The 25,461-nt window shown below is 61.9% G+C and carries 24 protein-coding genes and 1 pseudogene; 17 read left to right on the top strand and 8 right to left on the bottom strand.

The features are described 5' to 3' along the window. Positions 1 to 42: 42 nt before the first annotated feature. Positions 43 to 2,616, top strand: a complete 2,574-nt coding sequence (gene clpB / locus WBR25_RS19610) for an ATP-dependent chaperone ClpB (protein WP_100647062.1) — start codon at positions 43 to 45, stop codon at positions 2,614 to 2,616. Between the two features lie 300 nt (positions 2,617 to 2,916). On the opposite strand, the gene asnA is transcribed toward clpB, so the two are convergent. After that, a complete protein-coding gene (gene asnA, locus WBR25_RS19605) occupies positions 2,917 to 3,909 on the bottom strand; it encodes an aspartate--ammonia ligase (protein ID WP_216976636.1) in 993 nt (330 codons plus the stop codon). Between the two features lie 154 nt (positions 3,910 to 4,063). Here asnA and asnC point away from each other — a divergent pair, with 154 nt between their 5' ends. Then, a complete protein-coding gene (gene asnC, locus WBR25_RS19600; RefSeq protein WP_005339783.1) occupies positions 4,064 to 4,525 on the top strand; it encodes a transcriptional regulator AsnC in 462 nt (153 codons plus the stop codon). An 8-nt stretch (positions 4,526 to 4,533) separates the two neighbouring features. Here the strand turns inward: asnC and WBR25_RS19595 are convergent, their stop codons facing one another. Then, complete coding sequence (locus WBR25_RS19595; RefSeq protein WP_335832573.1) at positions 4,534 to 5,298, bottom strand: substrate-binding periplasmic protein; 765 nt, start codon at positions 5,296 to 5,298, stop codon at positions 4,534 to 4,536. An 87-nt stretch (positions 5,299 to 5,385) separates the two neighbouring features. On the opposite strand from WBR25_RS19595, the pseudogene WBR25_RS19590 reads away from it, so the two are divergent. Then, a pseudogene (locus tag WBR25_RS19590) lies at positions 5,386 to 5,930 on the top strand (DUF2301 domain-containing membrane protein). On the opposite strand, the gene WBR25_RS19585 reads toward WBR25_RS19590, so the two are convergent. Next, entirely contained in the window at positions 5,927 to 6,331 is a 405-nt protein-coding gene (locus WBR25_RS19585) for a CBS domain-containing protein (RefSeq protein WP_167570696.1), read from the bottom strand. The pseudogene WBR25_RS19590 and the gene WBR25_RS19585 overlap by 4 nt on opposite strands. 162 nt (positions 6,332 to 6,493) lie before the next feature. On the opposite strand from WBR25_RS19585, the gene WBR25_RS19580 reads away from it, so the two are divergent. Beyond that, a complete protein-coding gene (locus tag WBR25_RS19580; RefSeq protein WP_479749005.1) occupies positions 6,494 to 7,198 on the top strand; it encodes an SDR family oxidoreductase in 705 nt (234 codons plus the stop codon). Here WBR25_RS19580 and WBR25_RS19575 read toward each other — a convergent pair. Then, complete coding sequence (locus tag WBR25_RS19575; protein WP_479749003.1) at positions 7,124 to 7,699, bottom strand: 2-amino-4-hydroxy-6-hydroxymethyldihydropteridine diphosphokinase; 576 nt, start codon at positions 7,697 to 7,699, stop codon at positions 7,124 to 7,126. The two genes, WBR25_RS19580 and WBR25_RS19575, sit on opposite strands and share 75 nt — an antisense overlap. A gap of 124 nt (positions 7,700 to 7,823) precedes the next feature. On the opposite strand from WBR25_RS19575, the gene cydH reads away from it, so the two are divergent. The 4 genes from cydH to WBR25_RS19555 all read left to right on the top strand — a co-directional run bounded on the left by cydH (position 7,824) and on the right by WBR25_RS19555 (position 11,221). After that, positions 7,824 to 7,916: a cytochrome bd-I oxidase subunit CydH gene (cydH, locus tag WBR25_RS19570; RefSeq protein WP_005339800.1), complete on the top strand. Its 93-nt coding sequence runs from the start codon at positions 7,824 to 7,826 to the stop codon at positions 7,914 to 7,916. 103 nt (positions 7,917 to 8,019) lie between these two features. Next, positions 8,020 to 9,420: a sensor histidine kinase gene (locus WBR25_RS19565; protein ID WP_042657344.1), complete on the top strand. Its 1,401-nt coding sequence runs from the start codon at positions 8,020 to 8,022 to the stop codon at positions 9,418 to 9,420. Between the two features lie 5 nt (positions 9,421 to 9,425). Next, a complete protein-coding gene (locus WBR25_RS19560) occupies positions 9,426 to 9,944 on the top strand; it encodes a hypothetical protein (RefSeq protein ID WP_040070048.1) in 519 nt (172 codons plus the stop codon). Continuing rightward, a complete protein-coding gene (locus WBR25_RS19555) occupies positions 9,941 to 11,221 on the top strand; it encodes a sigma 54-interacting transcriptional regulator (protein ID WP_129504896.1) in 1,281 nt (426 codons plus the stop codon). Before WBR25_RS19560 ends, WBR25_RS19555 begins: the two co-directional genes overlap by 4 nt. A gap of 1 nt (position 11,222) precedes the next feature. Here WBR25_RS19555 and WBR25_RS19550 read toward each other — a convergent pair whose 3' ends face one another. Further along, positions 11,223 to 11,705 (bottom strand): DUF1097 domain-containing protein, encoded by a 483-nt coding sequence (locus WBR25_RS19550; RefSeq protein ID WP_005339809.1) that lies wholly within the window; start codon positions 11,703 to 11,705, stop codon positions 11,223 to 11,225. 368 nt (positions 11,706 to 12,073) lie between these two features. On the opposite strand from WBR25_RS19550, the gene msrP reads away from it, so the two are divergent. Both msrP and msrQ read left to right on the top strand, forming a co-directional pair. Next, complete coding sequence (gene msrP / locus WBR25_RS19545) at positions 12,074 to 13,075, top strand: protein-methionine-sulfoxide reductase catalytic subunit MsrP (RefSeq protein WP_005356348.1); 1,002 nt, start codon at positions 12,074 to 12,076, stop codon at positions 13,073 to 13,075. Further along, on the top strand, positions 13,066 to 13,692 hold the full coding sequence (gene msrQ, locus WBR25_RS19540; protein ID WP_257700279.1) for a protein-methionine-sulfoxide reductase heme-binding subunit MsrQ: 627 nt from the start codon (positions 13,066 to 13,068) through the stop codon (positions 13,690 to 13,692). Before msrP ends, msrQ begins: the two co-directional genes overlap by 10 nt. On the opposite strand, the gene WBR25_RS19535 is transcribed toward msrQ, so the two are convergent. After that, positions 13,689 to 13,937 carry a PepSY domain-containing protein gene (locus tag WBR25_RS19535; protein WP_013724184.1) on the bottom strand — a complete coding sequence of 83 codons (249 nt, stop codon included), beginning with the start codon at positions 13,935 to 13,937 and terminating at the stop codon, positions 13,689 to 13,691. The genes msrQ and WBR25_RS19535 overlap by 4 nt on opposite strands. Positions 13,938 to 14,000: 63 nt before the next feature. Here WBR25_RS19535 and WBR25_RS19530 point away from each other — a divergent pair, with 63 nt between their 5' ends. From WBR25_RS19530 to WBR25_RS19515, 4 genes are read left to right on the top strand one after another with little or no spacing between them, the layout of a single operon-like run. Beyond that, positions 14,001 to 14,339 carry a PepSY domain-containing protein gene (locus WBR25_RS19530; RefSeq protein ID WP_479749000.1) on the top strand — a complete coding sequence of 113 codons (339 nt, stop codon included), beginning with the start codon at positions 14,001 to 14,003 and terminating at the stop codon, positions 14,337 to 14,339. 21 nt (positions 14,340 to 14,360) lie between these two features. Beyond that, the gene (locus WBR25_RS19525; protein WP_005339826.1) at positions 14,361 to 15,017 is read left to right on the top strand and encodes an AHA_4052 family stress response regulator transcription factor; all 657 of its coding nucleotides are present in this window, start codon (positions 14,361 to 14,363) and stop codon (positions 15,015 to 15,017) included. Further along, positions 15,014 to 16,363 carry a sensor histidine kinase gene (locus WBR25_RS19520; RefSeq protein ID WP_005339828.1) on the top strand — a complete coding sequence of 450 codons (1,350 nt, stop codon included), beginning with the start codon at positions 15,014 to 15,016 and terminating at the stop codon, positions 16,361 to 16,363. Before WBR25_RS19525 ends, WBR25_RS19520 begins: the two co-directional genes overlap by 4 nt. A gap of 41 nt (positions 16,364 to 16,404) precedes the next feature. After that, positions 16,405 to 16,866 carry a hypothetical protein gene (locus tag WBR25_RS19515; protein WP_005339830.1) on the top strand — a complete coding sequence of 154 codons (462 nt, stop codon included), beginning with the start codon at positions 16,405 to 16,407 and terminating at the stop codon, positions 16,864 to 16,866. A gap of 85 nt (positions 16,867 to 16,951) precedes the next feature. Here WBR25_RS19515 and torA read toward each other — a convergent pair whose 3' ends face one another. Further along, positions 16,952 to 19,432 (bottom strand): trimethylamine-N-oxide reductase TorA, encoded by a 2,481-nt coding sequence (gene torA / locus WBR25_RS19510; protein WP_479748997.1) that lies wholly within the window; start codon positions 19,430 to 19,432, stop codon positions 16,952 to 16,954. Positions 19,433 to 19,455: 23 nt separating this feature from the next. Continuing rightward, positions 19,456 to 20,586 carry a NapC/NirT family cytochrome c gene (locus WBR25_RS19505; RefSeq protein ID WP_479748995.1) on the bottom strand — a complete coding sequence of 377 codons (1,131 nt, stop codon included), beginning with the start codon at positions 20,584 to 20,586 and terminating at the stop codon, positions 19,456 to 19,458. A 276-nt stretch (positions 20,587 to 20,862) separates the two neighbouring features. On the opposite strand from WBR25_RS19505, the gene WBR25_RS19500 reads away from it, so the two are divergent. The 3 genes from WBR25_RS19500 to WBR25_RS19490 all read left to right on the top strand — a co-directional run bounded on the left by WBR25_RS19500 (position 20,863) and on the right by WBR25_RS19490 (position 25,424). Then, positions 20,863 to 22,830: an ATP-binding protein gene (locus WBR25_RS19500; RefSeq protein ID WP_479748993.1), complete on the top strand. Its 1,968-nt coding sequence runs from the start codon at positions 20,863 to 20,865 to the stop codon at positions 22,828 to 22,830. Positions 22,831 to 22,885: 55 nt separating this feature from the next. After that, a complete protein-coding gene (locus tag WBR25_RS19495) occupies positions 22,886 to 23,383 on the top strand; it encodes a response regulator (RefSeq protein WP_416004452.1) in 498 nt (165 codons plus the stop codon). A gap of 67 nt (positions 23,384 to 23,450) precedes the next feature. After that, entirely contained in the window at positions 23,451 to 25,424 is a 1,974-nt protein-coding gene (locus WBR25_RS19490; protein WP_479748991.1) for a DNA topoisomerase III, read from the top strand. The last annotated feature ends 37 nt before the right edge of the window (positions 25,425 to 25,461 follow it).

Raw genomic sequence — 25,461 nt, 5'->3', positions numbered from 1 at the left:
TTGCCGCGCAAGCGGCGTCTGCCTGTTTGAAGGGGGAGTGCAATGCGCCTCGATCGCCTGACCAGCAAATTCCAGATTGCTATTTCCGATGCCCAGTCTCTTGCGCTGGGTCGTGACCACCAATTCATCGAACCCGTTCACCTGATGACCGCACTGGTCAATCAGGATGGCGGCTCTATCCGTCCGTTGCTCACCCTGACCGGGATGGATATCAACGCCCTGCGCTCCCGCCTCGGTGAGGAGCTGGATCGCCTGCCGCGCGTCAGCGGCGTAGAAGGGGACGTGCAGCTCTCCAACGGCCTCGGCCGCCTGCTCAACGTCTGCGACAAACTGGCCCAGCAGCGCAAGGATCAGTTCATCTCCTCCGAGCTGTTCGTGCTGGCTGCCCTCGACGACAAGGGAACGCTGGGCGAGCTGTTGCGCGCTCAGGGGCTGACCAAGGAAAAACTCGAAGCGGCCATCGACAAGGTGCGTGGCGGCAAGAAGGTGGAAGATGCCAACGCCGAGGAGAACCGTCAGGCGCTGGAGAAGTACACCATCGATCTGACCGAGCGGGCCGAAATCGGCAAACTCGACCCGGTGATCGGCCGTGATGACGAGATCCGCCGCACCATTCAGGTGCTGCAACGCCGCACCAAGAACAACCCCGTGCTGATCGGTGCTCCCGGTGTCGGTAAAACCGCTATCGTCGAGGGGCTGGCCCAGCGCATCATCAACGGCGAAGTGCCGGAAGGGCTCAAGAACAAGCGGGTGCTGTCGCTGGACATGGGGGCGCTGGTGGCCGGGGCCAAGTATCGCGGCGAGTTTGAAGAGCGGCTCAAGGCCGTACTGACCGATCTCGCCAAGGAGGAGGGCAACGTCATCCTCTTTATCGACGAGCTGCACACCATGGTTGGCGCCGGCAAGGGCGAGGGGGCCATGGATGCGGGCAACATGCTCAAGCCTGCACTGGCCCGTGGTGACTTGCACTGCGTCGGCGCCACCACCCTGGATGAGTACCGTCAGTACATCGAGAAAGATGCTGCCCTCGAGCGCCGTTTCCAGAAGGTGCTGGTGGAGGAGCCGACAGTCGAAGATACCATCGCCATCCTGCGCGGTCTGAAAGAGCGTTACGAGCTGCACCACCATGTGCAGATCACCGACCCCGCCATCGTGGCGGCGGCCCAGCTGTCCCACCGCTACATTGCGGATCGCCAGCTGCCGGACAAGGCCATCGACCTTATTGACGAGGCGGCGGCCAGCATCCGGCTGCAGATCGATTCCAAGCCGGAGGCGCTCGATCGCCTCGAGCGGCGCATCATCCAGCTCAAGCTGGAGCAGCAGGCGCTGATGAAGGAGGACGATGACGCCAGTCGCAAGCGTCTGGAGCTGATCAATCAGGAGATTGGCGAGAAAGATAGGGAATACAACGAGCTAGATGAGGTGTGGAAGGCCGAGAAGGCCGCCCTCGCCGGCACCCAGCATATCAAGGCTGCGCTGGAGCAGGCCCGTCAGGATCTCGATGTGGCACGCCGCGCAGGCGACCTGGGCCGGATGTCCGAGCTGCAGTACGGCCGCATTCCCGAGCTGGAGAAACAACTGGATCTCGCCACTCAGGCGGAGATGCAGGAGACCAGTTTGCTGCGCAACCGGGTCACCGACGTGGAGATTGCAGACGTGCTGGCCCGCTGGACCGGTATTCCGGTCGCCCGCATGCTGGAAGGGGAGCGCGACAAGCTGCTGCGGATGGAAGATCAGCTGCACAGCCGGGTGATTGGTCAGGAGGAGGCGGTCGATGCGGTCTCCAACGCCATTCGTCGCTCCCGTGCCGGTCTCTCCGACCCTAACCGCCCCATCGGCTCCTTCCTGTTCCTGGGGCCCACCGGGGTGGGCAAGACCGAGCTGTGCAAGGCGCTGGCCGAGTTCCTGTTCGATACCCAGGATGCCATGGTGCGGATCGATATGTCCGAGTTCATGGAGAAACACAGCGTGGCCCGTCTGGTGGGGGCGCCTCCCGGATACGTGGGTTATGAAGAGGGTGGTTATCTGACCGAGGCGGTACGCCGTCGTCCCTACTCGGTGATCCTGCTGGACGAGGTGGAGAAGGCACATCCCGATGTGTTCAACATCCTGTTGCAGGTGCTCGATGATGGCCGCCTGACCGATGGTCAGGGTCGCACCGTCGATTTCCGTAACTCGGTGGTGATCATGACCTCCAACCTCGGGTCGGATCTGATTCAGGAGCACCACTCCGAGAAGGACTACGACGAGATGAAGGCCATGCTGATGGATGTGCTGACCCGCAGTTTCCGGCCGGAGTTTATCAACCGGATCGACGAGACCGTGGTGTTCCATCCCCTCGGCGAGGATCACATCAAGTCCATCGCCCGCATCCAGCTCAAGAGCCTGATGGGCCGACTGGAGGCTCAGGGCTACGAGGTGGAGGTGAGCGAAGCGCTGCTCGAGAAGCTGGTGCATGCCGGGTTCGACCCCGTCTACGGGGCGCGTCCCCTCAAACGGGCGATCCAGCAGAAGGTGGAGAACCCGCTGGCGCAGGCCCTGCTCTCCGGTCGCATCGTGCCGGGCAAAAAACTGGTGCTGGGGGCCGACAGCAACGGCCTTACCATGACCCAGTAACCGATCTCGTGTCGATGTTTGCAACGCCAGCCTTCGGGCTGGCGTTGTCATATCTGGTGGCGGGGATTCGGGCGCAAAAAAAACGGCAATCCGAAGATTGCCGGGAGGAATGTAGTGACGCGACCTGACGTGGGTTGAGCGGGTCGCAGGGGCAAGCCCCGGTTTCGCCGTGGGCCATCAGGGATGACCACGCGACTTACAGCATGTCCGGACTGCGCTCGTTCAGTCCGCACCGCCACACACCTTCAGGGCTGACTCGCGAGCCACTGCGCGCAGGCCAGACCGATGAAATCAACGCGTTTACAGCATGCCCGGGATGGCGGCTTTCATCTCGGCTGGCCACACACCAACCTGAACCTGCCCGATATGCTCTTTTTGCAGTAACAGCATGGCCAGACGGGATTGGCCGATGCCGCCACCGATGGTTTGCGGCATCCGTGCGGCCAGCAGATCCTGATGCCAGTCATACTGCAGGCGATCCTCGTCGCCGGTGATGGCGAGCTGGCGGCGCAGTGCCTCGGCATCGACCCGGATCCCCATGGAGGAGATCTCGAAGCTGTCTTGCAGCACCGGGTTCCACACCAGAATGTCACCGTTCAGACCCGCCAGACCCAGCTCGCTGTGGCTGCTCCAGTCGTCGTAGTCCGGGGCACGCACATCGTGACGCTCACCGTGGGAGAGGGCACCGCCGATGCCGATCAGGAACACGGCGCCCAGCTCTTTGGCGATGGCGCGCTCGCGCCCCTTGGCATCGAGGTCCGGGTAACGGGCCAGCAGCTCTTCGCTATGCAGGAACTGGATCTCCGCCGGCAGGAAGGGGGTCAGCTCGTGCTCGGCGCAGACCGCGCGCTCGGTGGCCTTGATGGCGGCCCAGATGCCGCGCACGGTTTCTTGCAGATAGGCGAGATCGCGGCGCTCGCTCGGCATCACCTTCTCCCAGTCCCACTGATCCACGTAGACGGAGTGGATGGGGGTGAGGCGATCCTCGTCCGGACGCAGTGCCTTCATGTGGGTGTAGATCCCTTCGCCGGGGCCGAACCCGAAGCGACCGAGAGTCTGGCGCTTCCATTTGGCCAGTGAATGAACCACTTCGTAGCTGTGCTCCGGCAGGGTTTTCACTTTGACCTGCACTGCATTCTCATGGCCAGATAGGTTGTCCTGAGTGCCATCACCGACCCGGCTCAGAATGGGGGCTTGCACCTCCATCAGACCCAGTTGTTGGGCGAGTTGGCGGGAGAACATCTCTTTGACGAAGCTGATCTGCTGTTGGCTGCGAATGTAGTGCTGTTTCATGCTGAATTCCTGTTTCAAACCCCGTTGGATGTGGTGATTCTTCAACGGAATGCCAACTAAATTCAATATTCGATAATAGAAATAGGCTTTGTGTATTTTTTTCTTCAAAATAAGCTGTTGTTTAATGAGGTATCGTCAACGGGAGTGCAAAAAAATGCCGGAAAATTACCGGATCGATAATCTCGATCAGGCCATCCTTACCGCTCTGATGGAGAATGCGCGGATCCCTTACGCCGAACTTGCGAAACAACTGGCGGTCAGCCCGGGCACCATCCATGTGCGGGTGGAGAAGATGAAACAGGCGGGGATCATCGAGGGGACACGGGTGCAGGTTAACCCCAAGAAGCTGGGTTACGACGTCTGCTGCTTTATCGGGATCAATCTGAAGAGTGCCAAGGATTACCCCTCGGCACTGGCCAAGCTGCAGGCGCTGGACGAGGTAGTGGAGGCCTACTACACCACCGGCCACTACAGCATCTTCATGAAGGTGATGACCCGCTCCATCGACGAGCTGCAGATAGTGCTGATCAACAAGATCCAGACCATCGACGAGATCCAGTCCACTGAAACCCTGATCTCGTTGCAAAACCCGATCCTGCGGGATGTGAAACCCTGACCCCTTGATCAGGGTTCGATATAGGGGATGGCGTACTTGTCGTAGAGGGCCTTGAGGCTGCCGTTGCGTTTCATGCGCAGCAGTTCGGCATCGTAGGCCGCCATCAGGGCGGGGGTTTGTGCATCCGCCCGTGCGCGGGCCCAGGTGTTGAAGTAGGGGCTGCTCTTGAGCGGTTTGGGCAGGTAATCGACCTTGCCTGTCAGCCCCTCCTCCTTGATTTGGGTGAAGGCGGTGACCAGTGGCATGGGCACGGTATCGATGCGTCCGGCCAGCAGTTTGCGCAGTTGCAGCTGGTTCATGGTGATCTCCTGGAACTGATAGGCCGGGTCGGTCATGGCCGCTGCCAGTTCAGGGGTATAGGAGAAATCCTTGGTCACACCGATGCGCCAGGGTTTGAGATCGGCCAGCGTTTCGTAGCGGATCTTCAGCAGGTCAGTCTTGCGCACGAAGAAGTGCCAGCTGTGGCGAAGATGTGCCTGTTGGGGATAGATGAGATAGCTCTCCCGCTCCGCCTTGTAGGAGTGGGTCATCACCAGGTCGCAGGCGCCGGTTTCGGCGTTGCGGGTGAGGCGGGCGCCGGAGTCGGCCAGCTCGATCCTAAAAGGCGTCTCCAGCTTGTCGAAGATGGCGGTGACTATGTCGATATCGAGTCCGCGAGGTTTCTGATCGGCATCGAGAAACTTGAGCGGGGGCTCCATGGTGCCGCAGATCACCAGCTCTTTGGCGGGCAATCCGAGTGGAAACAGCAACCAAAACAGGGGGATCACACGCAAACTACGTATCCTGAGCCCGTTTGAAGATATTCCAAGACCTGATTCCAGTATATTGGATGGCACCTGATCCGTTAGAAGCGACTGTTTATGGCAAATCCTGAAATCGAGAGCCCGCTGGACGGGATCGACAAGTTGACCGTCTCGCTCTACCGCCTTGGCTTGAGTGCGGCAGCCTTGTTGCTGCTTTGCTGCTTTGCCGCGGTGCGGCGCTGCTGAGCGGGATGGCATTGCTCCCGTTGGCACAATGGTTGATGTCGCTGGCAGTGGCAAGCGCAATATGCGGCTTCTCGCTGCATATCTACGACAAGCGGATTCGCCTGATTCTGCAGGGATTTGGGTGGGGCGCACTGGCCCTGGCAGCGGTGGGGGCACCGGATGCGCTGGTGCTGGGGGCGGCGTTGGCGACCCTCTCCGGGCTGGCGTTCAAGGAGCAGTTTTGCTTCGCCATTCCCGGCATCAAGCTGGTGCCCGTATTGCTGCCGGCGTTATGGCTGCTGGAGTGGTTGCGGGTGGAGTGGGCCGCCGCACTGGTGGCGCTGGTCTGCGGGGCCCTGTTGACCTTGCTGGCGCTGGCCAAGTGGCGAATGCCCCTGCACTTCGATATCGGTGACAAGGGGCGTTATCAGATCTAGGTCTGCTGGCACACCTTCATCTGCTGGTTGAGGGCCTTCATCACCTGACGGCGGCTGATGATGCCGATCACCTTGCCCTGTTGAAGCACCGGGTAGATCTTGGGCTTGGCATCGGCCATCTGGCGAGCCAGATCCAGAATGCTCTCATCCGGCCCTACCGAGAGGGGCGAACGGTTCATCAGATCCTCCACCCGGGTGCGGGTATCGCAGTGGTAGCTGCCGGTGAGCAGGCTGGGGATGCAATCTTGTTCGGAAAGAAAGCCGATCAGCCGTTTCTGCTCATCCAGCACCGGCAGGCCGCCAAGACCCGATTGATGCAGGCGATCCAGCGCCTCGGCCAGGCCGAGCCCAGCTGTGAGGGAGTGGGTCAGGCGACCCATGTGGTGGTGTACTTTCAGCATGGTGGTGACTCCGCAAGAGGGGGATGCCGCCACTATGACGCGGGTGGGTGGCACGCGACCAATGGCTTGTGCCGCAGGGATTGATAGGCACAAGCCATCGGCGGTGATCCGCTGGCTGGCGGGCTTCGTTCATGCAAGACCATGAAAGGGAAAGGAGATCGTATGCGTGCATTGGTGACGGGCTGCGGCCGTCGACTCGGATTTTATCTCTGTGAACAGCTGGTGGCAGCGGGCTGGCAGGTGACGGGCAGTTATCGCAGCGAGCGGCCGGAGCTGGCCACGCTGGCGGCACTGGGGGTCGAGCTGGTGCAGGCGGATTTTGGTCGGGAAGAGGACGTTGGCAAGCTGATCGATGTGCTGGCGACCCATCAGGATCTGACGCTGGTGATCCACAACGCCTCGGCCTTCGAGCCGCAGGCAACTGATCCGGCGGCGCAACTGGCCCAGTTCGAGCAGTTTTACCGGGTACACATGGCGGCCCCCTTCCAGCTAAACCGGGCGCTGGCCCCCCAGCTGGCCAGCAATCCCAACGCCAGCATCATTCATATCACCGATATCTATATCCATGCCCCGGCCCCCCGTTTTGCCAGCTATGTGGCCACCAAGGCGGGAGCCCATTCGCTGGCCATGAGCTTTGCCCGCGAGCTGGCCCCGGCAATCCGGGTCAACACCATAGAGCCGGGCCCCATCCTGTTTCTCGACGAGCATGACGAGGCGTGGCGCCAGCAGGTGTTGGCGAAAACGCCGCTGGCGCGGGAGGGGGGACTTGAGCCCATCTGGCAGGCGGTGCAGTTACTGATGGGGAGCAGTTATATGACGGGGGCCAGCATCAAGGTAGATGGCGGGCGTGCGCTGGCCACTCTCTGAAGATTTGCCAAGCACCAGCGGCTCCAGCCCGACCTGCCGGGTCAGCAAGCCCTTGCCGGGTTTGAGCTTGCCCGACGGGGCGGGGAGCGTCACTTGCAGCGCCACCTTGGGGTCATGCACCTCGCCATGGCCATAGAGCTCTGCCAGCAGCTCCGCCAGATAGGAATCGACCTCTGCCGAGGCAAAGTCACCGCTCCTGTTGCTGGCCAGAATATCGATGTCGAGCGGCCGATCGTGCACCTTGCAGAGCGGATCGCTTCGATCCCGGCCGTGCGCCACCTCGAGGGTGACAAAGTGCTGCTTGAGGCTGGTGGCATCGAGCGGGCTCTCCACCACCAGCAGGCAGTTGAGAAAGTCGTGGCTGGAGTGCATTCCCACCGGCTTGGTGCGGATCACCGAACTCAGCCGCAGGGGGCCGACGTTCGCAAACAGCTCGGCCAGCGCCCGGCTGACATGGATATGCGGGTCAATATTGGAACCAATGCTACACAGATAGAACATGCTCACCTTCCCGGGGTTGGGCTCATCTGAAATGTATACGCAGCTCACGGTTATCGGATTAACTATGGCTTAACATTGTCTTATCTATTGTGATCCGGCACTGATTGGCAGAAAGGAGGTTTGCATGAGTGTGGAGCTGAAATGGGCGCTGTTGACCGCCTCGGGCGCGCTGGCGATGATCATGATTATCTGTCTGGCCTCTGTCGCGTTGGCGTGAATCACCACAATCCAGATAATACAAACCGGCCTGTTGGCCGGTTTTGTTTTTTGGGGCGGTGCGGCTATGCTGGCGCACCGGTGAGAATGCAAGAGTAGAGATGATGACCAAGGTTCGCCCACGCTCCCTGCTGCAGGTGGTATTGATGGGATTTGTGCTGGTGTTGATGCCGCTGGGCGGCATGATCTGGCACAACAGCACCTCCCTTGCCCACCTCAGTCAGCTCACCAGCGACGAGATGGAGCGGGCGGTCAAGGATACCCGCCGCGCCACCCTGCTGACGGCGCAAGCCATCGATATCGAACGCACCTTGCGCCGCTTCGCGGTGCTGGGGGATCGCCGTAGTCTCACCAGCTACCAGCAGCAACTCGACGGGTATCGGGTGTTGCTGGCGGAACACCGTAACTCCATCACCGACGGCCAGCTCTACAGCGGGCTCGATCAGGGGCTGGCCTGGCTCGATAGCCTGCAGGATGCCGCGCTGGCCCGGGCGGCGGTAGCGGGGGACAAGCTGGAGCAGTTCAACGATGCCAACAAGCAGCTCGAAATAGTCACCCGCAGCCGGGTTGACGAACACATGGATCGGGTGCAGCTCACCATCGCCGGACTGACCAGCGAGCTCTGGTGGGTGAGTGGAGCGGTAGCGGCGCTTAGCCTGCTGATGGTCTTTATCTTCACCTACCTCATCATCCACCCGGTACGACAGATTGAGTCGCGCATCTTGAGCCTGGGTGCCGGGGTCGAACCCGATCCCAAGCCGGTTGACGGCCCTGCCGAGCTGGTATTGCTGGGGGAGCGGATCGTCTGGCTGCACGACAAACTCAAGGAGCTGGAGCTGCAGAAATACCAGTTCCTGCGCCATGTATCCCACGAGCTCAAGACCCCGCTGGCGGTGCTGCGGGAAGGGACGGATCTGCTCTGCGAGCAGCTGGTCGGGCCTTTGACGCCGGATCAGCTGGAGATCTGCCAGATGCTCGATGAGAACAGTCGGCGCCTGCAGACCCTGATCGAGCGGCTGCTCGACTTCAACCGGCTCAGTCAGCAGGAGGCCTTCGAACTGGAGCCCGTCCCCCTGCTGCCGATGTTGTCGGAACTTTCTGCCGAGTACCGGCTGGCATTGGAGTCCAAGCAGATCCGTGTACACTTGCCGACCGTGCCGGTTACCCTGTGGGCGGAGCCCTACCGGCTACGACTGATCCTCGATAACCTCTTCTCCAACGCCGTCAGTTACGGCGCCAGCGGGGGCAATATCTGGATCAGGGCGGGGCAGAATGAACAGATAAGCTGGCTGGAAGTGGCCAACGAGGGGCCCAAGATCCCCGTGGCCGATCAGCAACGTATTTTTGAACCCTTCGAGCAGGGCAGCACTGTGCGGCAAGGTCTCTTGAAAGGCTCGGGCATGGGCCTCTCCATCGCCCGTGAGTCTGCCAACAGCCTGGGGGGGGAACTGGTTCTGGTAGAGGATGAACAGGCTGATGTCTGTTTCAGGTTGACGTTGAAATGAGGACTATGAAGATACAACGCGTATTTCCAGCTCTGATGGCAGGGCTGCTCGCGGGTTGCTCCTTGCTGCCGCAACAGGCACAGCGGGAGTCCTCCGATATCGCTTTTGCCAAGCGGATGGAGTTTGCCAACAAGGAGATGCAGGTGCGTCTGCAATACTCCGACTGGCTGCTGGCCAGTCACCCCCAGCAACGGGTGCAGGAGCGTCAGCGTCTGAAAGGGGCCGACGATCTGGAGAGCCGGGTCAGTCTGGCCATGGTGGACTCCCACCCCGCCGAGTCGGTGGCCAATCGCACCGCCGGTCTGGCGCGCCTGAAGCAGATGTTGCCCGAGCTGGGTCTCGATGCGCAGGCCTTTTTGCGCAGCTGGATCGCCCTAGGCGAGCAGCTGCTGGCTCGCGACAGCCGTCGCGATGACCAGAGTCAGGAGATCCAGCGGCTGCGCCGCCAGATCGAGCAGCTGACCGCTATCGACGACCAGCTCAACCAGCGCAAGCTGAACGAGAATCGTGAGGTAATACCATGAGCCGGATCCTGTTGGTGGATGACGACGTCAGCCTGCTCAAACTGATGAGCATGCGGCTGCGCAGTCAGGGTTATGAAGTGGATACCGCCGACAGCGCGGAAGGGGCTCTCGACCGGTTGCGTCAGCAACGGGCCGATCTGGTACTGAGCGATCTGCGGATGGCCGGCATGGACGGTCTGGCGCTGTTCGAGCGGATCCAGGCCCAGTGGCTGGGTTTGCCGGTGATCATCATGACCGCCCATGGCACCATCCCGGACGCCATTCAGGCGACCCGCTCCGGGGTATTCAGCTTTCTGACCAAACCCATCAACAAGGATGAGCTGTTCGCCACCATCGAACATGCGCTGAGCCTGACCCGGCCGAAACAGCAGCAGGAGTGGCAATCGCTGATCCTGACCCGCAATCCCCAGCTGGAACAGCTGCTGATCCAGGCCCACAGCATTGCGACCATGGAGGTACCGGTGCTGATCATGGGGCCGTCAGGCTCCGGCAAGGGGGCGATGGCGCAGGCGCTGCACCAGGCCAGCCAGCGGCGCGACAAGCCGCTTCATACCATCAACTGTGCCGCCATTCCGTGGGCGTCACTCGACTTGCAGCTGTTTGGTGAAGATGGCCAGTCAGGGCTGTTCGAGCAGGCCAAGGGGGCGACCCTATTTCTCGACGAGATTGGCAGCCTCTCCGAATCCCTGCAGGCCAAGCTGCTGCAGGTGATGGAGGAGTATGGTCAGGGCACGCCGGAGGTGCGGGTGCTCAGCTCCAGCCATCAGGATCTGGTCAGGGCGATGGAGGAGGGGCGCTTTCGGGAAGATCTCTTCTACCGTCTCAACGTTGCCAATATCACCTTGCCGTCTCTCAGTGCCCGCAGCGAGGATATCCCCCTGCTGGCCCGTCAGGCGCTCGACGATTACCGTAGCCGCCACAGTGACTGCGCCGCCATGGGTTTTTCGCCCGAGTCGCTGGCGATGCTGGCTGCCGCGGCCTGGCCCGGCAACGTGCGCCAGCTCTGCAACGTGGTGGAGCAGCTCGCCAGCCTCTGTTGCAGCCCGGTGATCGGGGTCTCCATGGTGGAGTCCGCCCTGAGCGGTGGTGGCGGCGGCATCCCCTCGTTCAACGAGGCGCGGGCCGAATTCGAGAAGGAGTATCTGATCCGTTTGCTGCGCACCACCGAGGGCAACGTGACCCTGGCGGCCAACATGGCGGGCAGAAACCGTACCGATTTCTACAAGTTATTGAATCGGCACGGTATTGAAGCAGCAAACTTCAAATCGAAGGGATAAATCAGGCGGGATCAACTACTGCCGGAGCGGCGTCAGCTTTCTGGGTTTTATGGGAGAGCCAGAGGCCGCTCGCCTTCATCAGGTAACCGAACAAGGCGCCAATGATGAGGGAGGGCAGGATCAGCCGCCACTCGCCAGCCGCCCCGAAGGTTGCACAGCAACCGGCAAAGGTGCCGGGAATGTAGCCGAGCCACTGCTGCTTGGCCTGTACGCACATCAGGGTGGCGACTACCCCCGTCATCACATAACCCGCCACACCCGCTCCCCACAGACTGTCGCCATGGATCAACAGCAGTGCCCACAGCATGCCGCTGGTGTTGCAGAAGATGGTCTGCAGCAGCGCCTTGTAGCCACCGCTTGACGCGAAATAGCTGGTGCAGCCGAGAAAGCCGACCCAGGAGATAAGGCCGAACGCGACGGCAATCCAGCCCCAGACGGCGGAGAGAATTCCAGTGGTGATGGCGATGGCGATCAGTGGGCTCATGGGGCGACTCTTCAGTTGGCTTCGCAAAATGGGCAGCCTACCCCCGGCAATCGGGGCGGCAAGCGGGGGCCGAATTGTGTGTGATCTTCATCACCCTTTTCAACTCAGGAATACGCTTGCGCTCGCGAAAAAAATTCATTGGTGACCGGCCTGACAGTCGGCCATAGTTAGAGGCCCTGTCCTGCTCATGGAGTGAGTCTGATGGCGCCAAATGTGATCGTTCCCCTGCTGGTGTTCGTAGTCCTGTTTCTGGTCGGCACCATGGCCAAGGCACTGCCCCTGCACCACATGATGTAAATTTGTGTGAAATAAAAATCTGCCGGGGCGGGTCTTATCCATACTGCCTCACTCAGCCCCGGGAGTTTTTCATGTTGATCAAGCGTCGTACCGCCCACCCCCTCACCGAACAGGATGTCACCCCGGAAGCCGTCTATCAGGACCGCCGCCTTATTCTCAAGGGGCTGGGTCTGGGCGCGGCCACCCTGGCGTTTCCCACTCAGGCCGGTGTACTCGATCTGCTGCGCGGTAAAGAGGATGCTCCCCAGTTAGCCACCAAACCGCTCAACAGCAAGCCTGCCGAGCGCCCGGCCAATCTGGTACTGACACCGGAAGAGAAGGCCACCAGTTACAACAACTTCTATGAGCTCGGCACCGACAAGTCCGACCCGGCTCGCAACGGCCATTACCTCAAGCCCGAACCCTGGACTCTCAAGGTGGAGGGGGAGGTGGCCAAGCCCTTTACCCTCGATGTGTGGGATCTCATCAACAAGAGCGAGTTGGAGGAGCGGATCTACCGGCTGCGCTGCGTCGAAGCCTGGTCCATGGTACTGCCCTGGAATGGCATCTCGCTGGCGGAGATCATCCGCCGTGCCGAGCCCACCAGTCGTGCCAAGTTTGTCGCCTTCGAAACCCTGTTTGATCCGAAACAGCTGCCGGGGCAGGCCTCCAGTTTGGGGGGCGGCATCGAGTATCCCTACGTCGAAGGGCTGCGTATCGACGAGGCGATGCACCCTCTCTCTTTCCTTGCGATGGGGCTCTACGGCAAGACCCTGCCCGCCCAGAATGGCGCGCCGATCCGGCTGGTAGTGCCGTGGAAGTACGGCTTCAAGAGCATCAAGAGCATCGTCTCGATCCGGCTGGTGGAGGAGATGCCGCCGACCACCTGGAACCTGCTGGCTCCCAACGAATATGGCTTCTACGCCAACGTCAACCCGCAGGTGGATCACCCGCGCTGGAGTCAGGCCAGCGAGCGTTTCATCGGCGAGGGCGGAGTGTTTGGCGCCAAGCGTCAGCCGACCCTGATGTTCAACGGCTATGGTGACGAAGTCGCCTCGCTCTATCAGGGGATGGATCTGCGCCAATGGTACTGAGATTGAAACCGGCCCATATCAGCGGCCTGCGGGCGCTGGTGCATCTGTGCTCCCTCGGCTTCCTGCTCTGGCTGGTTTTTGCCATTCCGGCAGGCCTGCTGGGGGGCGATCCGGTGCCCGAGCTCATCCACTACCTCGGCAAGGGGGCGCTCAACCTGCTGCTGCTCACCCTGCTGGTGTCGCCGCTGGCCAAGCGCTGGCGGCAGGGGCAGCTTATCAAGCTGCGCCGCCCCCTCGGGCTCTGGTGCTTTGCCTGGGCGCTGCTCCACTTCATGGCGTGGCTGGGGCTGGATCTGCAGTTTGACTGGGGCCTGATTGGCGGCGAGCTGGTCAAGCGCAGCTATATCGTGGTGGGGATGGTGGCCCTGTTGCTGCTGGCCGCCCTCAGCATCACCTCGCTGCCCGCATTGCAGCGCAGAATGGGCACAGCATGGCAGAAACTGCACAACTGGATCTATGCCATCGCCCTGCTGGTGCCGGTGCACTACTGGTGGTCGCTCAAGAGCGGTTGGGGGGAGCCCCTCGTCTACCTGCTGCTGGCCTGCGCCTTGCTCTGGCCGAGGCGGGAGAAGCTGCTGCGCCCCATGCGGGGACGCTGGAATGCAAAAGAGGCCTAATCGGCCTCTTGTTGTTTGATCTCGCCAGTGTAGGCATCGACGATGAGATGCACCTTCTGATCCTGGCGATTGAGGGTTTTGACCTCGAATTTGTCCCCTTCCAGCTCCACTTCCCGAATGTCGTGATACCCTTGCGCCAGCAACAGTTTGACCAGCCCGGCCATGTCGAGACGGCTCTGGGCCGCCCAGCTTGTGGCACTCAACAGGCAAAGGATCAGCAGGAAACTGCGCGGGATCATATTCATTCCGGATTCATGGCTGGCAGACTATAAACGCCATTATGTTAGGTTTTTGGAGATGAATCATCCATGAATAGAGCGCTCCCTCTGCTTGGGTTATTGCTGCCGGTGCTGACACAGGCGGTCACGCCTGATGAAGCCCAGCTGCAGCAAGCTGTCCATGAGGGACGGGTTCGGCCCTTCCATGAAATGATGGAGGTGGCGGCCAGATTGCCGGTGCGGGTGTTGCGGGTGGATCTGGGGGAAGAGGATGGTATCTGGCTCTATGAACTGCGAGTCATCGATCGGGAGAACAGCGTGATCAAGGTGGCCTATCGGGCCGACAACCTTGAGCTGGTGTGGGCCAAGGGCCACCATCTGGAGCGGCTGTTCGAACCGCCAAAGCCCCCGGTCGAGGATGATGAATAACCCCTGTGTGGAAGCCTGTTCATGCGAATTCTGATTGTTGAAGACGAAAAAATTCTGGCTGGCCAGCTGGCCGAACAGCTGCGCCTCTCCGGCTTTGTCACCGACCTCTGCCACGATGGCAACGAGGCCGGTTTCCTCGGCGAGACCGAACCCTATGACGCCATCATTCTCGACCTCGGCCTGCCGGGGCGCGATGGCTTGAGCGTGCTGAAGGAGTGGCGCAGCAAGGGGATCGATACCCCTGTGCTGGTGCTGACCGCCCGTGGTCAGCTGCACGAGAAGATAGAGGGGCTCAACGCCGGTGCCGATGACTACCTGACCAAGCCGTTCCAGGTGGCCGAGCTGGTGGCGCGGGTCCATGCGCTGGTGCGCCGGGCGGCAGGCAACGCCAGCTCCATTCTGGAGATTGGCGGAGTGCGGCTCGACATGGCGGCGTCGCAGGTGTGGTACGAAGGAACCCCCATCAAGCTGACCGCCCACGAGTTCCGGGTGCTGGGTTATCTGATGCAGCACCGGGGCAAGGTGGTGTCGCGCAGCGAGCTGATCGACCACATCTATGCTCAGGATTTCGACCGCGACTCCAACACGGTGGAGGTGTTCATCGGCCGGATCCGCAAGAAAACCAACCCAGACCTGATTGAAACAGTGCGCGGCCTCGGGTACCGGATCAACGAATGAGGCTGGTCAGAACCCTGCGGGGGCGACTGGTCGCCATCGCGCTGGTGTGGTGCGGGCTGTTTCTGTTCGCCACCGGTTTCAGTCTGCAGACCATGATGCGCAACTACTGGCAGGAGGCGGAGGCCGACGGTCTGCGCCTGCAGCTCTATGATCTGCTCTCCCGGCTGGAAGTGGCCAAAACCGGCCTGCCGGTGGTCACCGGCTCCCTCTCAGATCCCCGTTTCAATCAACCCTACTCCGGCTACTACTGGCAGCTGGAGCTGGGCCGCGATGTGGTGGGGCGCTCCCGTTCCCTGTGGGATACCAACCTGAAGAGCGACGGCCTCAAGTCGGCGTTTGGCGATCCTGACCTCTTCGTCGGCAAGGGGCCCAACAAGGAGCCCCTGCTGATCATGACCCGTACCGTACTGCTACCAGGCTCGGATCGGGTGTTCACTCTGGTGATGGCCAAGGACAGCAGCGCCCTGACCCAGACCCTCAACAAGACCCGGATCAGCCTGTTTCTCGGTCTCGGCTTTGCCGCTGCCGGTCTGGTACTCGGCTTCATGTTCCAGATCGTCTACGGCTTGCGGCCGCTGCACCTGCTGCGCCGCGAACTGGGGCGGGTTCACGAGGGCCATCAGGAGGGCTTCCGGCTGCGCTATCCGCTGGAGATCCAGCCGCTGGTGGAGGATATCAACCGGCTGCTGCACCACTACGGCGAGCTGCTGCAGCGTGCGCGCTCTCATACCGGCAATCTGGCCCACGCCCTCAAGACGCCGCTCAGCATCATGCGCAATCAGGTGGCCCAGTTGCCGCCGGAGGATCAGGCCGCCATCGGCGAGCAGCTCGACCAGATCCAGCGCCATATCGACTATCACCTCGGCAAGGCACGGGTGACCGGCGCCGCCAAGATCCTCGGGGTCTCTACCCCGGTGCGGGCGCGGGTAGAGTATATCTGCCGCGCCTTCTCCCGCCTCTATCCGGGCAAGACGGTGGATCTGCAAGTGCCCGCCAATCTGGCGGTCGGGGTGGAGGAGCAGGATTTCGACGAGATGGTGGGCAATTTGCTGGAGAACGCCTTCAAGTGGTCCGCCAGCGAGCTGCGCATCTCCAGCGCCGAGCTGGGGGGCTGGATCACCTTGCGTATCGAGGATGACGGCCCCGGCATGAGCGAGGATCAGATCGCCAAGGCGGTGCTGCGCGGGGTGCGGCTCGACGAGAAGGTGCCGGGCTCGGGCCTGGGCCTCAATATCGTCTCCGATCTGGCGGAAGCCTATCGGGGCAGTTTCATCATGGGCCGCGCCGAACTGGGCGGTCTGGCCGCCTCCCTCTCGTTGCCCAAGGTGGCAAGAGTCGAGAGCTAGGCATAACATATGGCATTTGTTTTAGCCTGAGGAAGAGAAGCATGACCGACGATCCGTGGGCACTGTGTCACCTTGACGATTCGTTTGATGCCTCTGTGCTGGGGGTCAAGGGCGCCCAGATCCAGTGGTTTGAAGACAGGGATGGCCTGATCGCGTTCCTTCTGGAAGATTTTGTCGACTTGCTGGCCGATGTGGGCGAGCTGGACGAGGAGCAGACCGAGCAGGCGCGCGAGCGCTTCACCCTGCTGGTGGAGCAGAGCTTCGACGATCGCACCCTGATGGATGCCATCAACGATCTCGCCTCCGGCCTGCGCCGCATCGCCTGGTTGGGGCCGCTCTCGGAGCTGGCCGAGATCAGCGACGAGTTTGCCTCCGGCCTGCGCCGCTATTTCTGGAGCCAGTACGACGGGGATGAAGATGACCCGGACGCCTGGGTGCCGGAAGAGCTGTGGCCGCAGCTGGTTGAATGCGCGCAGGAGTATATGGAGGAGGGGGAGTTCTAAACCCGTCCCGACCATGCCTGCGCTTTGGCAGACAGATAAAGAAACGGCGCCTTGATGGCGCCGTTTTTATTGGGTGGCAATCGCCTTAGCCGTTGGCCGGTACCGCGTGGGCGGTGTTGGCCAGCACCGAGCCTGTGTACTTCTCGATCTGCAGCTGGGCCATGTGGCCGCAGTTGCCCTGAGCCAGACTGGACGAGCCTTCGTCGAAGGTGAGGCAGTTGACGTTGCCGTTCTTGCAGATGCTACCCACTTCACCCGGCTTGGCTGGGTCGTACCAGGCCCCTTCGCAGATCCGCACCACCCCTTGGCGCACATCCTCGGAGAGCAGGGCGCCCACCAGGATCTGGCCGCGCTCGTTGAAGGCGCGCACCAGATCCCCCTGGGCGATGCCACGAGCCTTGGCATCCAGCGGATGGATCATGATCGCCTCGCGGTCGGCGATGGCGAACTTGTCCCGCAGCGGGGTGTTGTCGAGCTGGGAGTGCAGCCGCTGGGTCGGGTGGGAGGTGTTGAGCGACAGCGGATAGCGCGCTGCCACCTCGCTCTTCACCCACTCCTTGGGCTCATACCACTTGGGATGGCCGGCACAGTCGGCGTAACCCATCCCCGCCACCGTGTTGGAGAAGATCTCGATCTTGCCGGACGGGGTGCCGAGCGGGTTGAGCAGCGGATTCTCGCGAAAATCGGCGTGACGGATCCACTGGCGGTTGGCCTCGGGGATCGGGAAGCGGATGTAGTTGTTGGACTCCCAGAACATGTTGAACGGCGGCAGCGCGACGCGGGCGCCGCGGGCCTGCGCCGCCATGCCGTCGTACATCTGCTTGAGCCACAGCATCTCGTCCTTCCCTTCTGTGTACTGCTCCTGCACGCCCAGCTTGGCGGCGATGGCGCTGAATATGTCGAAGTCATTGCGGGACTCGTGCTGGGGCGGGACGCACTGGTGCATCGGGAACACATAGCGCTGGGAGTAGTCGCCGCCCATCTCCAGATCGTTGCGCTCGTAGCTGGTGGTGACCGGCAGCACGATATCGGCGTGCTTGGCGGTAGCGGTCCAGTAAGGCTCGTGAACGATCACGGTCTGCGGCTTGCGCCACGCTTGCAGCAGGTTGTTGGTGTCCTGATGGTGGTGGAAGGGGTTGCCGCCCGCCACGTAGACCAGCTTGATGTCCGGATAGGTCACCTTGCGGCCGTTGAAGTCGATGGTCTTGCCCGGATTGGCGAGACAGTCGGCGATGCGGGCCACCGGGATCGGAGCCGGGCTGTTCTTCGGTGCGTTGCCGGCGGAGATACCCGCCAGAATGCCACCCTTGGCGGTGGGGCTGCCACCGGAGGAGTAGTGGTAGCTGAAGCCGTAGCCGCCGCCCGGCAGGCCGATCTGGCCCAGCATGGAGGCCAGAGTGACCAGCATCCAGTTTGGCTGTTCACCATGCTGCTGACGCTGCATCCCCCAACCGGCCATGATCATGGTGCGCTTGGCGGCCATGTCGAGAGCCAGCTGGCGGATCACCTTGGCATCGACGCCGCAGACGGTGCTCGCCCACTCGGCGCTCTTCGGTTGGCCGTCATCCTTGCCGAGCAGGTAGTTCAGGAACTTGTCGAAGCCGACGGTGTAGCGATCGAGGAAAGCCTGATCGTGCTTCTTCTCGCTGTAGAGGGTGTGGGCCACACCCAGCATCATGGCTACGTCGGTGTAGGCGTTCGGGGCAATCCACTCGGCGCCGACCAGCTTGGCGGTCTCGTTGTAGATGGGATCGATGCTGATGACGCGGGTACCTTTCTCCTTGAGGGCCATGAAGCCGGCCTGACCCTCGTGATCCGGCATGTTCCAGCTGTTCTTCAGGGTGACCTGGGCGTTGACCCCCCACAGCACCACCAGTTCGGCGTTCTCCACCACGTTGGGCCAGGCGGTCTGCTGCTCGTACACCTCGATGGAACCCATCACGTGGGACATGATCACCTGAGCCGCGCCGGTGGAATAGTCACCGGCATAACCGGTGAAGCCGCCGGAGAGGTTCATCAGGCGGTGCAGCAGGGTACGGCTGTTGTGGAACATGCCGACGCTTTTCCAGCCGTAGGAGCCGGCGTGGATCGCCTGCGGGCCAAAGTCACTCTGCACGCGCTGGATTTCACCGGCTACCAGTTCGATCGCCTTGTCCCAGCTCACTCGCACCCACTGGTCGGCACCGCGCAGCTCCGGCTTGGCGCCCGGGCCATGCTCCAGCCAGCTCTTGCGTACCATGGGGTATTTGATGCGGTTCTTGGCGTGCACCTGGAACGGCGCCATATCGATGAGATCGTTCGGCGCCGGATCATCGGCCACCGGCTGGACGCGCACCATGCGGCCATCTTCGACGATCGCCTCGAAAGCCCCCCAGTGGGCGCCGGTCAGAATGCCCTTCTGGGCGGGCACCAGGGTCGGGAACTGACTCAATGCGGTGCTGATGGCTTGTGCCAGCGCACTCTTGGGAAAAATGCCGCCGAGCAGGGGCAGGGCTGCGCAGGCGCCGAGCCCCTTGAGCAGGTTGCGGCGGGACAGATTGGTCTTCTTGTCATTGAAAAAAGTCATAACGGTTATCCTCTGTGCCAGCCTTAGTGGGCCGCGCTCATGTCACTGGCGTGTTTCTGGACATACTGGGTCAACATGCGAGCCTGTTCCGGGGTCAGGGAGGTACGAGATTCCATCCCCTTGATGACGCCGATCCACTGGTTGGCATTGAAGTGATCCAGCGCGGTGAGGCCGTGGCAGCCGGTACAGTTGTTGGACATCAGGGTGGAGGCGTATTGCCACAGCTTGCCCTGATCGCCGATGAGCTGGCTCTGGTCGACCCAGGCGGTCAGCTTGACCTGATGCCAGGTGAGGTTGGTGGCGCTGTCGGTTTCGCTCTGGCCGGTGACCAGCGCTTTCTTGGCGGCATCGCCGACCAGTACGCTGAGGATCCGTTTGCCCGGTGCAGCGTAGAATACTTCGCTCACACCATCCTGTTGCCAGCCTTCGATCTGCACCTTGGCGCGGCCGTTTTCGTTGGCCAGTACTTCCACCTTGGTGGAGGGCATCAGGGTGCCTTCGTCGGTCTTGGCGGCGGCATCGAGGAACAGCGGGGTGGTGGCGATGGCGTAGCGGGTGGTGACATTGGCCGGAGTCTGGGCCGCAGCCTGCGCCAGCTCGCTGGCACCGGCGGCAGCCAGACCGCTCATGTCAGGCATGATGTGGGCGACACCGCGGTGGCAGTCGATACAGGTCTGGCCCTCCTTGATGGCGACCGGGTGCTCGGCACGGGCATTGGGGCGCTGGGCCAGAATGTCCATCGCCTCGTAGCTGTGGCAGCTGCGGCAGGTGGCGGAGTCGTTGGCTTTCAGCTCGTCCCAGACGGATTGAGCCATCCGCAGCTTGTGGGCTTCATACTTTTCCGGGGTATCCAGCGTGCCGATCGCCTCGTGATAGATATCCTTCACTGCGCGGAGCTTGGTCCACAGGTAGGAGGTGGGGGCGCCCGGGATGTGGCAGTCGGCGCACTCGGCGCGGATCCCCTTGGTGTTCTGGAAGTGGACACTGCCCTGATACTCGGCGAGCGGAGTCTGCATGGAGTGGCAGGAGACGCAGAATTCGGTGGAGCTGGTCTTGTGCAGCACGGTCACGGTGACACCCAGTGCCGCGACACCCAGCAGGGCCCCGAGCAGCAGGAGCCAGAACCAGGTTTTTCTTATCAGTTTTCCAATCATGGCGGCGTTTTCCTAAGGTCAATAATTACCTACATAGTACTAGTCCAATAGTAGTAGTAATGATAGGGATAAGGCGTTGACCTCCATCATGGTTTATATTTTTGATTGCTGTCACATTTTGTCTTTTATTTTGTTATTGATTTAATTATCGAATTAAATTCATTCTTTTTCTGTTATATCTATTTGTGCACTTTCCGCGACAGCTGTTAGCCCCCTCGCAAAACCCCACAAGATTCGCTGATATAGTGAGCAGTGAGCCTCAACGGAGTGTCGCTGATGAGCCCTTTCTCACTGCTGTGTGTCGCTGCCAACGTGCAACTGCTGGCCGAATTCGAACAGGAGTTGGCTCCGCTGCTCGGCCATTTCGCGCTGGTGGTGGTGGTCGGTCAGGGGTCGGCTGAGCTGGCCTTGGACGAACTGGATCGCAAGGGGCAGCCACCCGCCGTGGTGGTGTGTGACAGCGAGCTGGGGGATGGGCGAGGGGCCGATTTTCTGATCCGCCTCGGCAGTCGTCACGAGGCGTGCCGCAAGATCCTGCTCGGCAACCAGCCGGAGATGAAATCGATCATCGAGGCGGTCAACCTCGGTCGTCTCGACTACTACCTGCAACGCCCCTGGCGCGATGGCAGCCTGCGCCGGGCGGTGATCGAGCAGGCGAGCCACTTTGTATTGCAACGTCCCGATGCGGATCTGCTGAGCTATGCCGCCGTGCTCGATAACCAGAAGCTGCTGCGAGCCCACGTCGATCGCCAGTTGGCTGCCTATCGGCAGGGCTTTATGGATTACACCCACTGCAGCGATGAAGAACTCTCCCGGGTGGTGATCGACGGCCTCTATCAGTTTTTCGAGGGTAATGACGAGGAGCGGGTCTGCCGCCACTACAGTCCGGGCCATGTGCTGACCCGCGAGGGGGAGCCCAACAGCTTCCTCTGGTTTATCGCCAAGGGGGAGGTGGTGCTGCGCAAGCGGGACGAGCAGGGGGTCGATCAGGAGGTGGTGCACTACCGTACCGGCTCGCTGGTGGGGGGCATGTCCTTCGTGACTGGCGAACCCGCCTTCACCACCGGGGTGACTCTGACCGGTGCCGAGGTGATCAAGCTCGACAAGCTGCAATTCTCCCGGGTGATGCAGGCGCGCAGCGAACTGCTCCCCTCCTTTACCAACCTGCTGCTGCGCCACTTCAACCGTCGCCTGCAAAACAGCATCCGTACCGAGATGCGGCTGCAACAGACCCTCAACTCCCTCGATGCTGCTCACGCCCAGCTGGTGGAGAGCGAAAAGATGGCGATGCTGGGTCAGCTGGTGGCCGGTGTAGCCCACGAGCTGAACAACCCGGTGGCGGCCATTATCCGTGGCAGCGAGACCCTGCGGGCCGCCATCCCTGACCTGGTCAATCTCGAACTGCCTGCCCCCATCAAGGGTCTGGGCAACCAGACCCTCTGTCAGGCGCTCTCCTCCCAGCCGGTCTCGACCCGCGAGATCCGTGACAAGACCCGGCAGGCAGAGGGGCGCTTTGGTGATCGCCAGCAGGCGCGGCTGGCGGTGCAGATGAATCTGGATGACGAGCTTAACTGGCAGCGCTGGTTTGCCAGCCGCACTGCCGACGAGCGGGAGGCGCTGCTCTCCCGGCTGGAGCTGTTCCAGCAGACCGGCAGCTTCCTGCGCAACATCGAGGTGTGTGCCCGTCGCATCGGCGATCTGGTCAAGAGCCTCAAGCAGTATGCCCGGCAGGATCGGGACGAGCCCTCGCTGGTAGACCTGCACGAGGGGCTGGAAGATACCCTGATGATTTTCGAAAACCGCCTCAAGCATCATGAGCTCTGCAAGGAGTACCAGCCGTTGCCGCTGGTGCGCTGTCACCCTATCGCCCTGCAACAGGTGTGGACCAACCTGATCGCCAACAGTCTGGATGCCATGAGCGGCCCGGGGCGGCTCACCATCCGCACCGGATTGCTGGATCCCGAGTGGGTCATGGTAGAGATCGAGGATAGCGGTTGCGGCATCGAGCCCGAACTGTGGCAGCGGATCTTCGATCTCAACTTCACCACCAAGCGGGAGGGACATTTCGGCCTCGGGATTGGTCTGAGCGTTTCGCTGCAGATAGTGCAACAGCACCACGGCCGGATCGAGGTGGCCTCCGAACCGGGCCGTTACACCCGGATGCGGGTCTGTCTGCCGCTGGACGGCATGGGGCAGGCCGGTTACGGGGGCGAACCTCAAAACAACAAGGAGCATGCGGCCTGAGCCGTCGCCAGCATCAATCGCGCGGCGTGCCAAACCATGTCGCCAAGGAGGAGCAATGAACAAACACTATCTGATCCTGTGTGTGGACGATGAGCGTGAGGTGCTGGATGCGGTGATCCACGATCTCGCCCCGTTCCGTTCCCACTTCGAACTGGAAGCCGCCGAGAGCGTCGATGAGGCGCGTGCGGTGGTGGAGGAGTGGGAGCGCGACGGCAACAAGCTGGCGCTGATCCTCTGTGACCACATCATGCCGGGAACCCTGGGGGTCGATTTTCTGGTGGAGCTGAACCGGCGTGCCACCACTCGGGCCAGCCGCAAATTGCTGCTGACCGGACAAGCGGGGCTGGAGGCCACCGTCGAAGCGGTCAATCGCGGCGGGTTGCACTACTACCTTGCCAAACCGTGGAAGCTGGAGACCCTGCAAGAGGCGGTGCGCGAACAGCTGACCGACTACCTGCTGGCTGAAGATGGCGAAAATGCCTTCCACTATGCGCCGCTGCTCAATCAGGCGCGGCTGTTTGCCGCCATCCACGAGCACCCGTTCGACGAATAGGGGCAGTTGGGCTTTCGCGGCGGCAGTTGTATACTGTCTGCATATACAGTATTGCAGGTAGCCACCGATGCGACTCTTTATCGCCGAGAAGCCCACGCTGGGCCGCGCCATTGCCGATGCCCTGCCCAAGCCCCACAAGAAGGGCGACGGTTTTATCGAAACAGCCCAGGGGGATGTGGTCACCTGGTGCATCGGCCATCTGCTGGAGCAGGCCGAGCCCGATGCCTATGACGCCGCCTTCAAGCAGTGGCGGATGGAGCATCTCCCCATCATCCCCGCCCAGTGGCAGCTGGTGGCCAAGCCCAAGACCAAAACCCAGCTCACCGTCATCAAGCGGCTGATCAAGCAGGCCGACTGCGTGGTCAACGCCGGTGACCCGGACAGGGAAGGGCAACTGCTGGTGGATGAGGTGATCGACTTTCTCGGCTACCCGAAAACCAAACCGGTGCAGCGCTGCCTCATCAGCGATCTCAACCCGCCCGCGGTGCGCCGCGCCCTCGACAAACTGAGGGATAACAAGGAGTTCGTGCCGCTGGCGGTTTCCGCACTGGCCCGCAGTCGGGCCGACTGGCTCTACGGCATCAACATGACCCGCGCCTACACCCTGCTCGGCCGCAAGGCCGGTTGCAGCGAACTGCTCTCGGTCGGTCGGGTGCAGACCCCGCTGCTGGGGCTGGTGGTGCGGCGGGATCTCGAGATCGAGGCCTTCGTGCCCAAACCCTTCTACGAGGTGCTGGCCCATCTGCTGACCGATAGCAACGAGCGCTTCACCGCCAAGTGGCTGCCATCGGAAGCCTGCCTGCCGTGGCAGGATGAGGAGGGGCGGGTGCTCAATCGGGCGCTGGCCGACAAGGTGGTGAGCCGGATCAACGGCCAGCCCGCTCAGGTCGAATCGGTGGAGGAGCAGGCCCGCAAGCAGGCGGCGCCGTTGCCCTATAACCTCTCCAGCCTGCAGATCGATGCCGCCAAGCGCTTCGGCATGGATGCCAAGCGGGTGCTCGATATCTGCCAGAGCCTCTACGAGCGTCACAAGCTCATCACCTATCCGCGCTCCGATAGCCGCTATTTGCCGACCGACCACTTCAAGCGGGCCGAGCAGGTGCGCGGTGCCATCGCCGCCACAGCGCCTGCGCTGGCCAAGGCGGTGAGCGAGGCAGACGGCAAGATCCGCAGCAAAGCGTGGAACGACAGCAAGGTGGATGCCCACCACGCCATCATCCCCACCGAGAAGCAGGGCAACCCCGCCACGCTGGGGGCCGACGAGGCGAAGCTCTATGGCCTGATTGCCCGACAGTATCTGCTGCAGTTCTATCCCCCGTTCGAATACAATGACAGCAAGGTGCTGCTGCGCATCGCCGGTGGCCTGTTTCAGGCCAAGGCGCGGCGAATCCTCAAGGCGGGCTGGAAGGCGCTGCTCGGGGTGGAGGAGGATGACGACGAAGAGAAGGCGGGCACGCTGCCTGCCCTGAAAGAGGGAGAGCAACTGCTCTGTGAGCGGGGCGAACTGCAGGAGAAGATGACCCAGCCGCCCAAGTCGTTCACCGATGCCACCCTGCTGGCGGCCATGACCGGCATCGCCCGCTATGTGCAGGATCCCGAGATCCGCAAGACCCTGCGCGACACCGATGGCCTCGGCACAGAAGCGACCCGGGCTGGCATCATCGACCTGTTGTTCAAGCGCCGCTTTCTGGTGCGTCAGGGCAAGAGCATCAAGGCGACCCCGACCGGGCGGGCGCTGGTGCAGGCGTTGCCAGCCACCGCCACCACGCCGGATATGACGGCGCTGTGGGAGCAGAGCCTCGGCCAGATCGCCGAGCGTCACGGCAGCTACCAGCAGTTTATGGGCCCGCTCACCGAGCAGCTCAACGGCCTGATCGAGGGGGCGCGGCAGGACTCCGGCGCCAGCTTCAGCGCCCTGCCCAAGGAGGCGCCGGGTGCCGGTAAGCGGCGTTTTACCAGGCGCAAGAGTCCGGCGGCCAGCACGACTGGCGGGCCCCGACCGCGCAAGACGGCCAGCAAGCGCCATACCAGGGCTGTATAACGAAAAAAGGCGCCCATCCCGGGCGCCAAAGGCATTG

It is taken from the genome of Aeromonas sp. MTB (assembly GCF_056632455.1).
Note: the sequence above shows the minus strand (reverse complement) of the source record. Positions and strands in the feature narration are given on the sequence as shown.

What these genes read in the sequence shown, in the direction of transcription:
- clpB (WP_100647062.1), top strand. Translation starts at nt 43, where the DNA reads ATGCGCCTCGATCGCCTGACCAGCAAATTCCAGATTGCTATTTCCGAT.
- asnA (WP_216976636.1), bottom strand. Translation starts at nt 3,909, where the DNA reads ATGAAACAGCACTACATTCGCAGCCAACAGCAGATCAGCTTCGTCAAA.
- asnC (WP_005339783.1), top strand. Translation starts at nt 4,064, where the DNA reads ATGCCGGAAAATTACCGGATCGATAATCTCGATCAGGCCATCCTTACC.
- WBR25_RS19585 (WP_167570696.1), bottom strand. Translation starts at nt 6,331, where the DNA reads ATGCTGAAAGTACACCACCACATGGGTCGCCTGACCCACTCCCTCACA.
- WBR25_RS19580 (WP_479749005.1), top strand. Translation starts at nt 6,494, where the DNA reads ATGCGTGCATTGGTGACGGGCTGCGGCCGTCGACTCGGATTTTATCTC.
- WBR25_RS19575 (WP_479749003.1), bottom strand. Translation starts at nt 7,699, where the DNA reads ATGTTCTATCTGTGTAGCATTGGTTCCAATATTGACCCGCATATCCAT.
- cydH (WP_005339800.1), top strand. Translation starts at nt 7,824, where the DNA reads ATGAGTGTGGAGCTGAAATGGGCGCTGTTGACCGCCTCGGGCGCGCTG.
- WBR25_RS19565 (WP_042657344.1), top strand. Translation starts at nt 8,020, where the DNA reads ATGACCAAGGTTCGCCCACGCTCCCTGCTGCAGGTGGTATTGATGGGA.
- WBR25_RS19560 (WP_040070048.1), top strand. Translation starts at nt 9,426, where the DNA reads ATGAAGATACAACGCGTATTTCCAGCTCTGATGGCAGGGCTGCTCGCG.
- WBR25_RS19555 (WP_129504896.1), top strand. Translation starts at nt 9,941, where the DNA reads ATGAGCCGGATCCTGTTGGTGGATGACGACGTCAGCCTGCTCAAACTG.
- WBR25_RS19550 (WP_005339809.1), bottom strand. Translation starts at nt 11,705, where the DNA reads ATGAGCCCACTGATCGCCATCGCCATCACCACTGGAATTCTCTCCGCC.
- msrP (WP_005356348.1), top strand. Translation starts at nt 12,074, where the DNA reads ATGTTGATCAAGCGTCGTACCGCCCACCCCCTCACCGAACAGGATGTC.
- msrQ (WP_257700279.1), top strand. Translation starts at nt 13,066, where the DNA reads ATGGTACTGAGATTGAAACCGGCCCATATCAGCGGCCTGCGGGCGCTG.
- WBR25_RS19535 (WP_013724184.1), bottom strand. Translation starts at nt 13,937, where the DNA reads ATGAATATGATCCCGCGCAGTTTCCTGCTGATCCTTTGCCTGTTGAGT.
- WBR25_RS19530 (WP_479749000.1), top strand. Translation starts at nt 14,001, where the DNA reads ATGAATAGAGCGCTCCCTCTGCTTGGGTTATTGCTGCCGGTGCTGACA.
- WBR25_RS19525 (WP_005339826.1), top strand. Translation starts at nt 14,361, where the DNA reads ATGCGAATTCTGATTGTTGAAGACGAAAAAATTCTGGCTGGCCAGCTG.
- WBR25_RS19520 (WP_005339828.1), top strand. Translation starts at nt 15,014, where the DNA reads ATGAGGCTGGTCAGAACCCTGCGGGGGCGACTGGTCGCCATCGCGCTG.
- WBR25_RS19515 (WP_005339830.1), top strand. Translation starts at nt 16,405, where the DNA reads ATGACCGACGATCCGTGGGCACTGTGTCACCTTGACGATTCGTTTGAT.
- torA (WP_479748997.1), bottom strand. Translation starts at nt 19,432, where the DNA reads ATGACTTTTTTCAATGACAAGAAGACCAATCTGTCCCGCCGCAACCTG.
- WBR25_RS19505 (WP_479748995.1), bottom strand. Translation starts at nt 20,586, where the DNA reads ATGATTGGAAAACTGATAAGAAAAACCTGGTTCTGGCTCCTGCTGCTC.
- WBR25_RS19500 (WP_479748993.1), top strand. Translation starts at nt 20,863, where the DNA reads ATGAGCCCTTTCTCACTGCTGTGTGTCGCTGCCAACGTGCAACTGCTG.
- WBR25_RS19495 (WP_416004452.1), top strand. Translation starts at nt 22,886, where the DNA reads ATGAACAAACACTATCTGATCCTGTGTGTGGACGATGAGCGTGAGGTG.
- WBR25_RS19490 (WP_479748991.1), top strand. Translation starts at nt 23,451, where the DNA reads ATGCGACTCTTTATCGCCGAGAAGCCCACGCTGGGCCGCGCCATTGCC.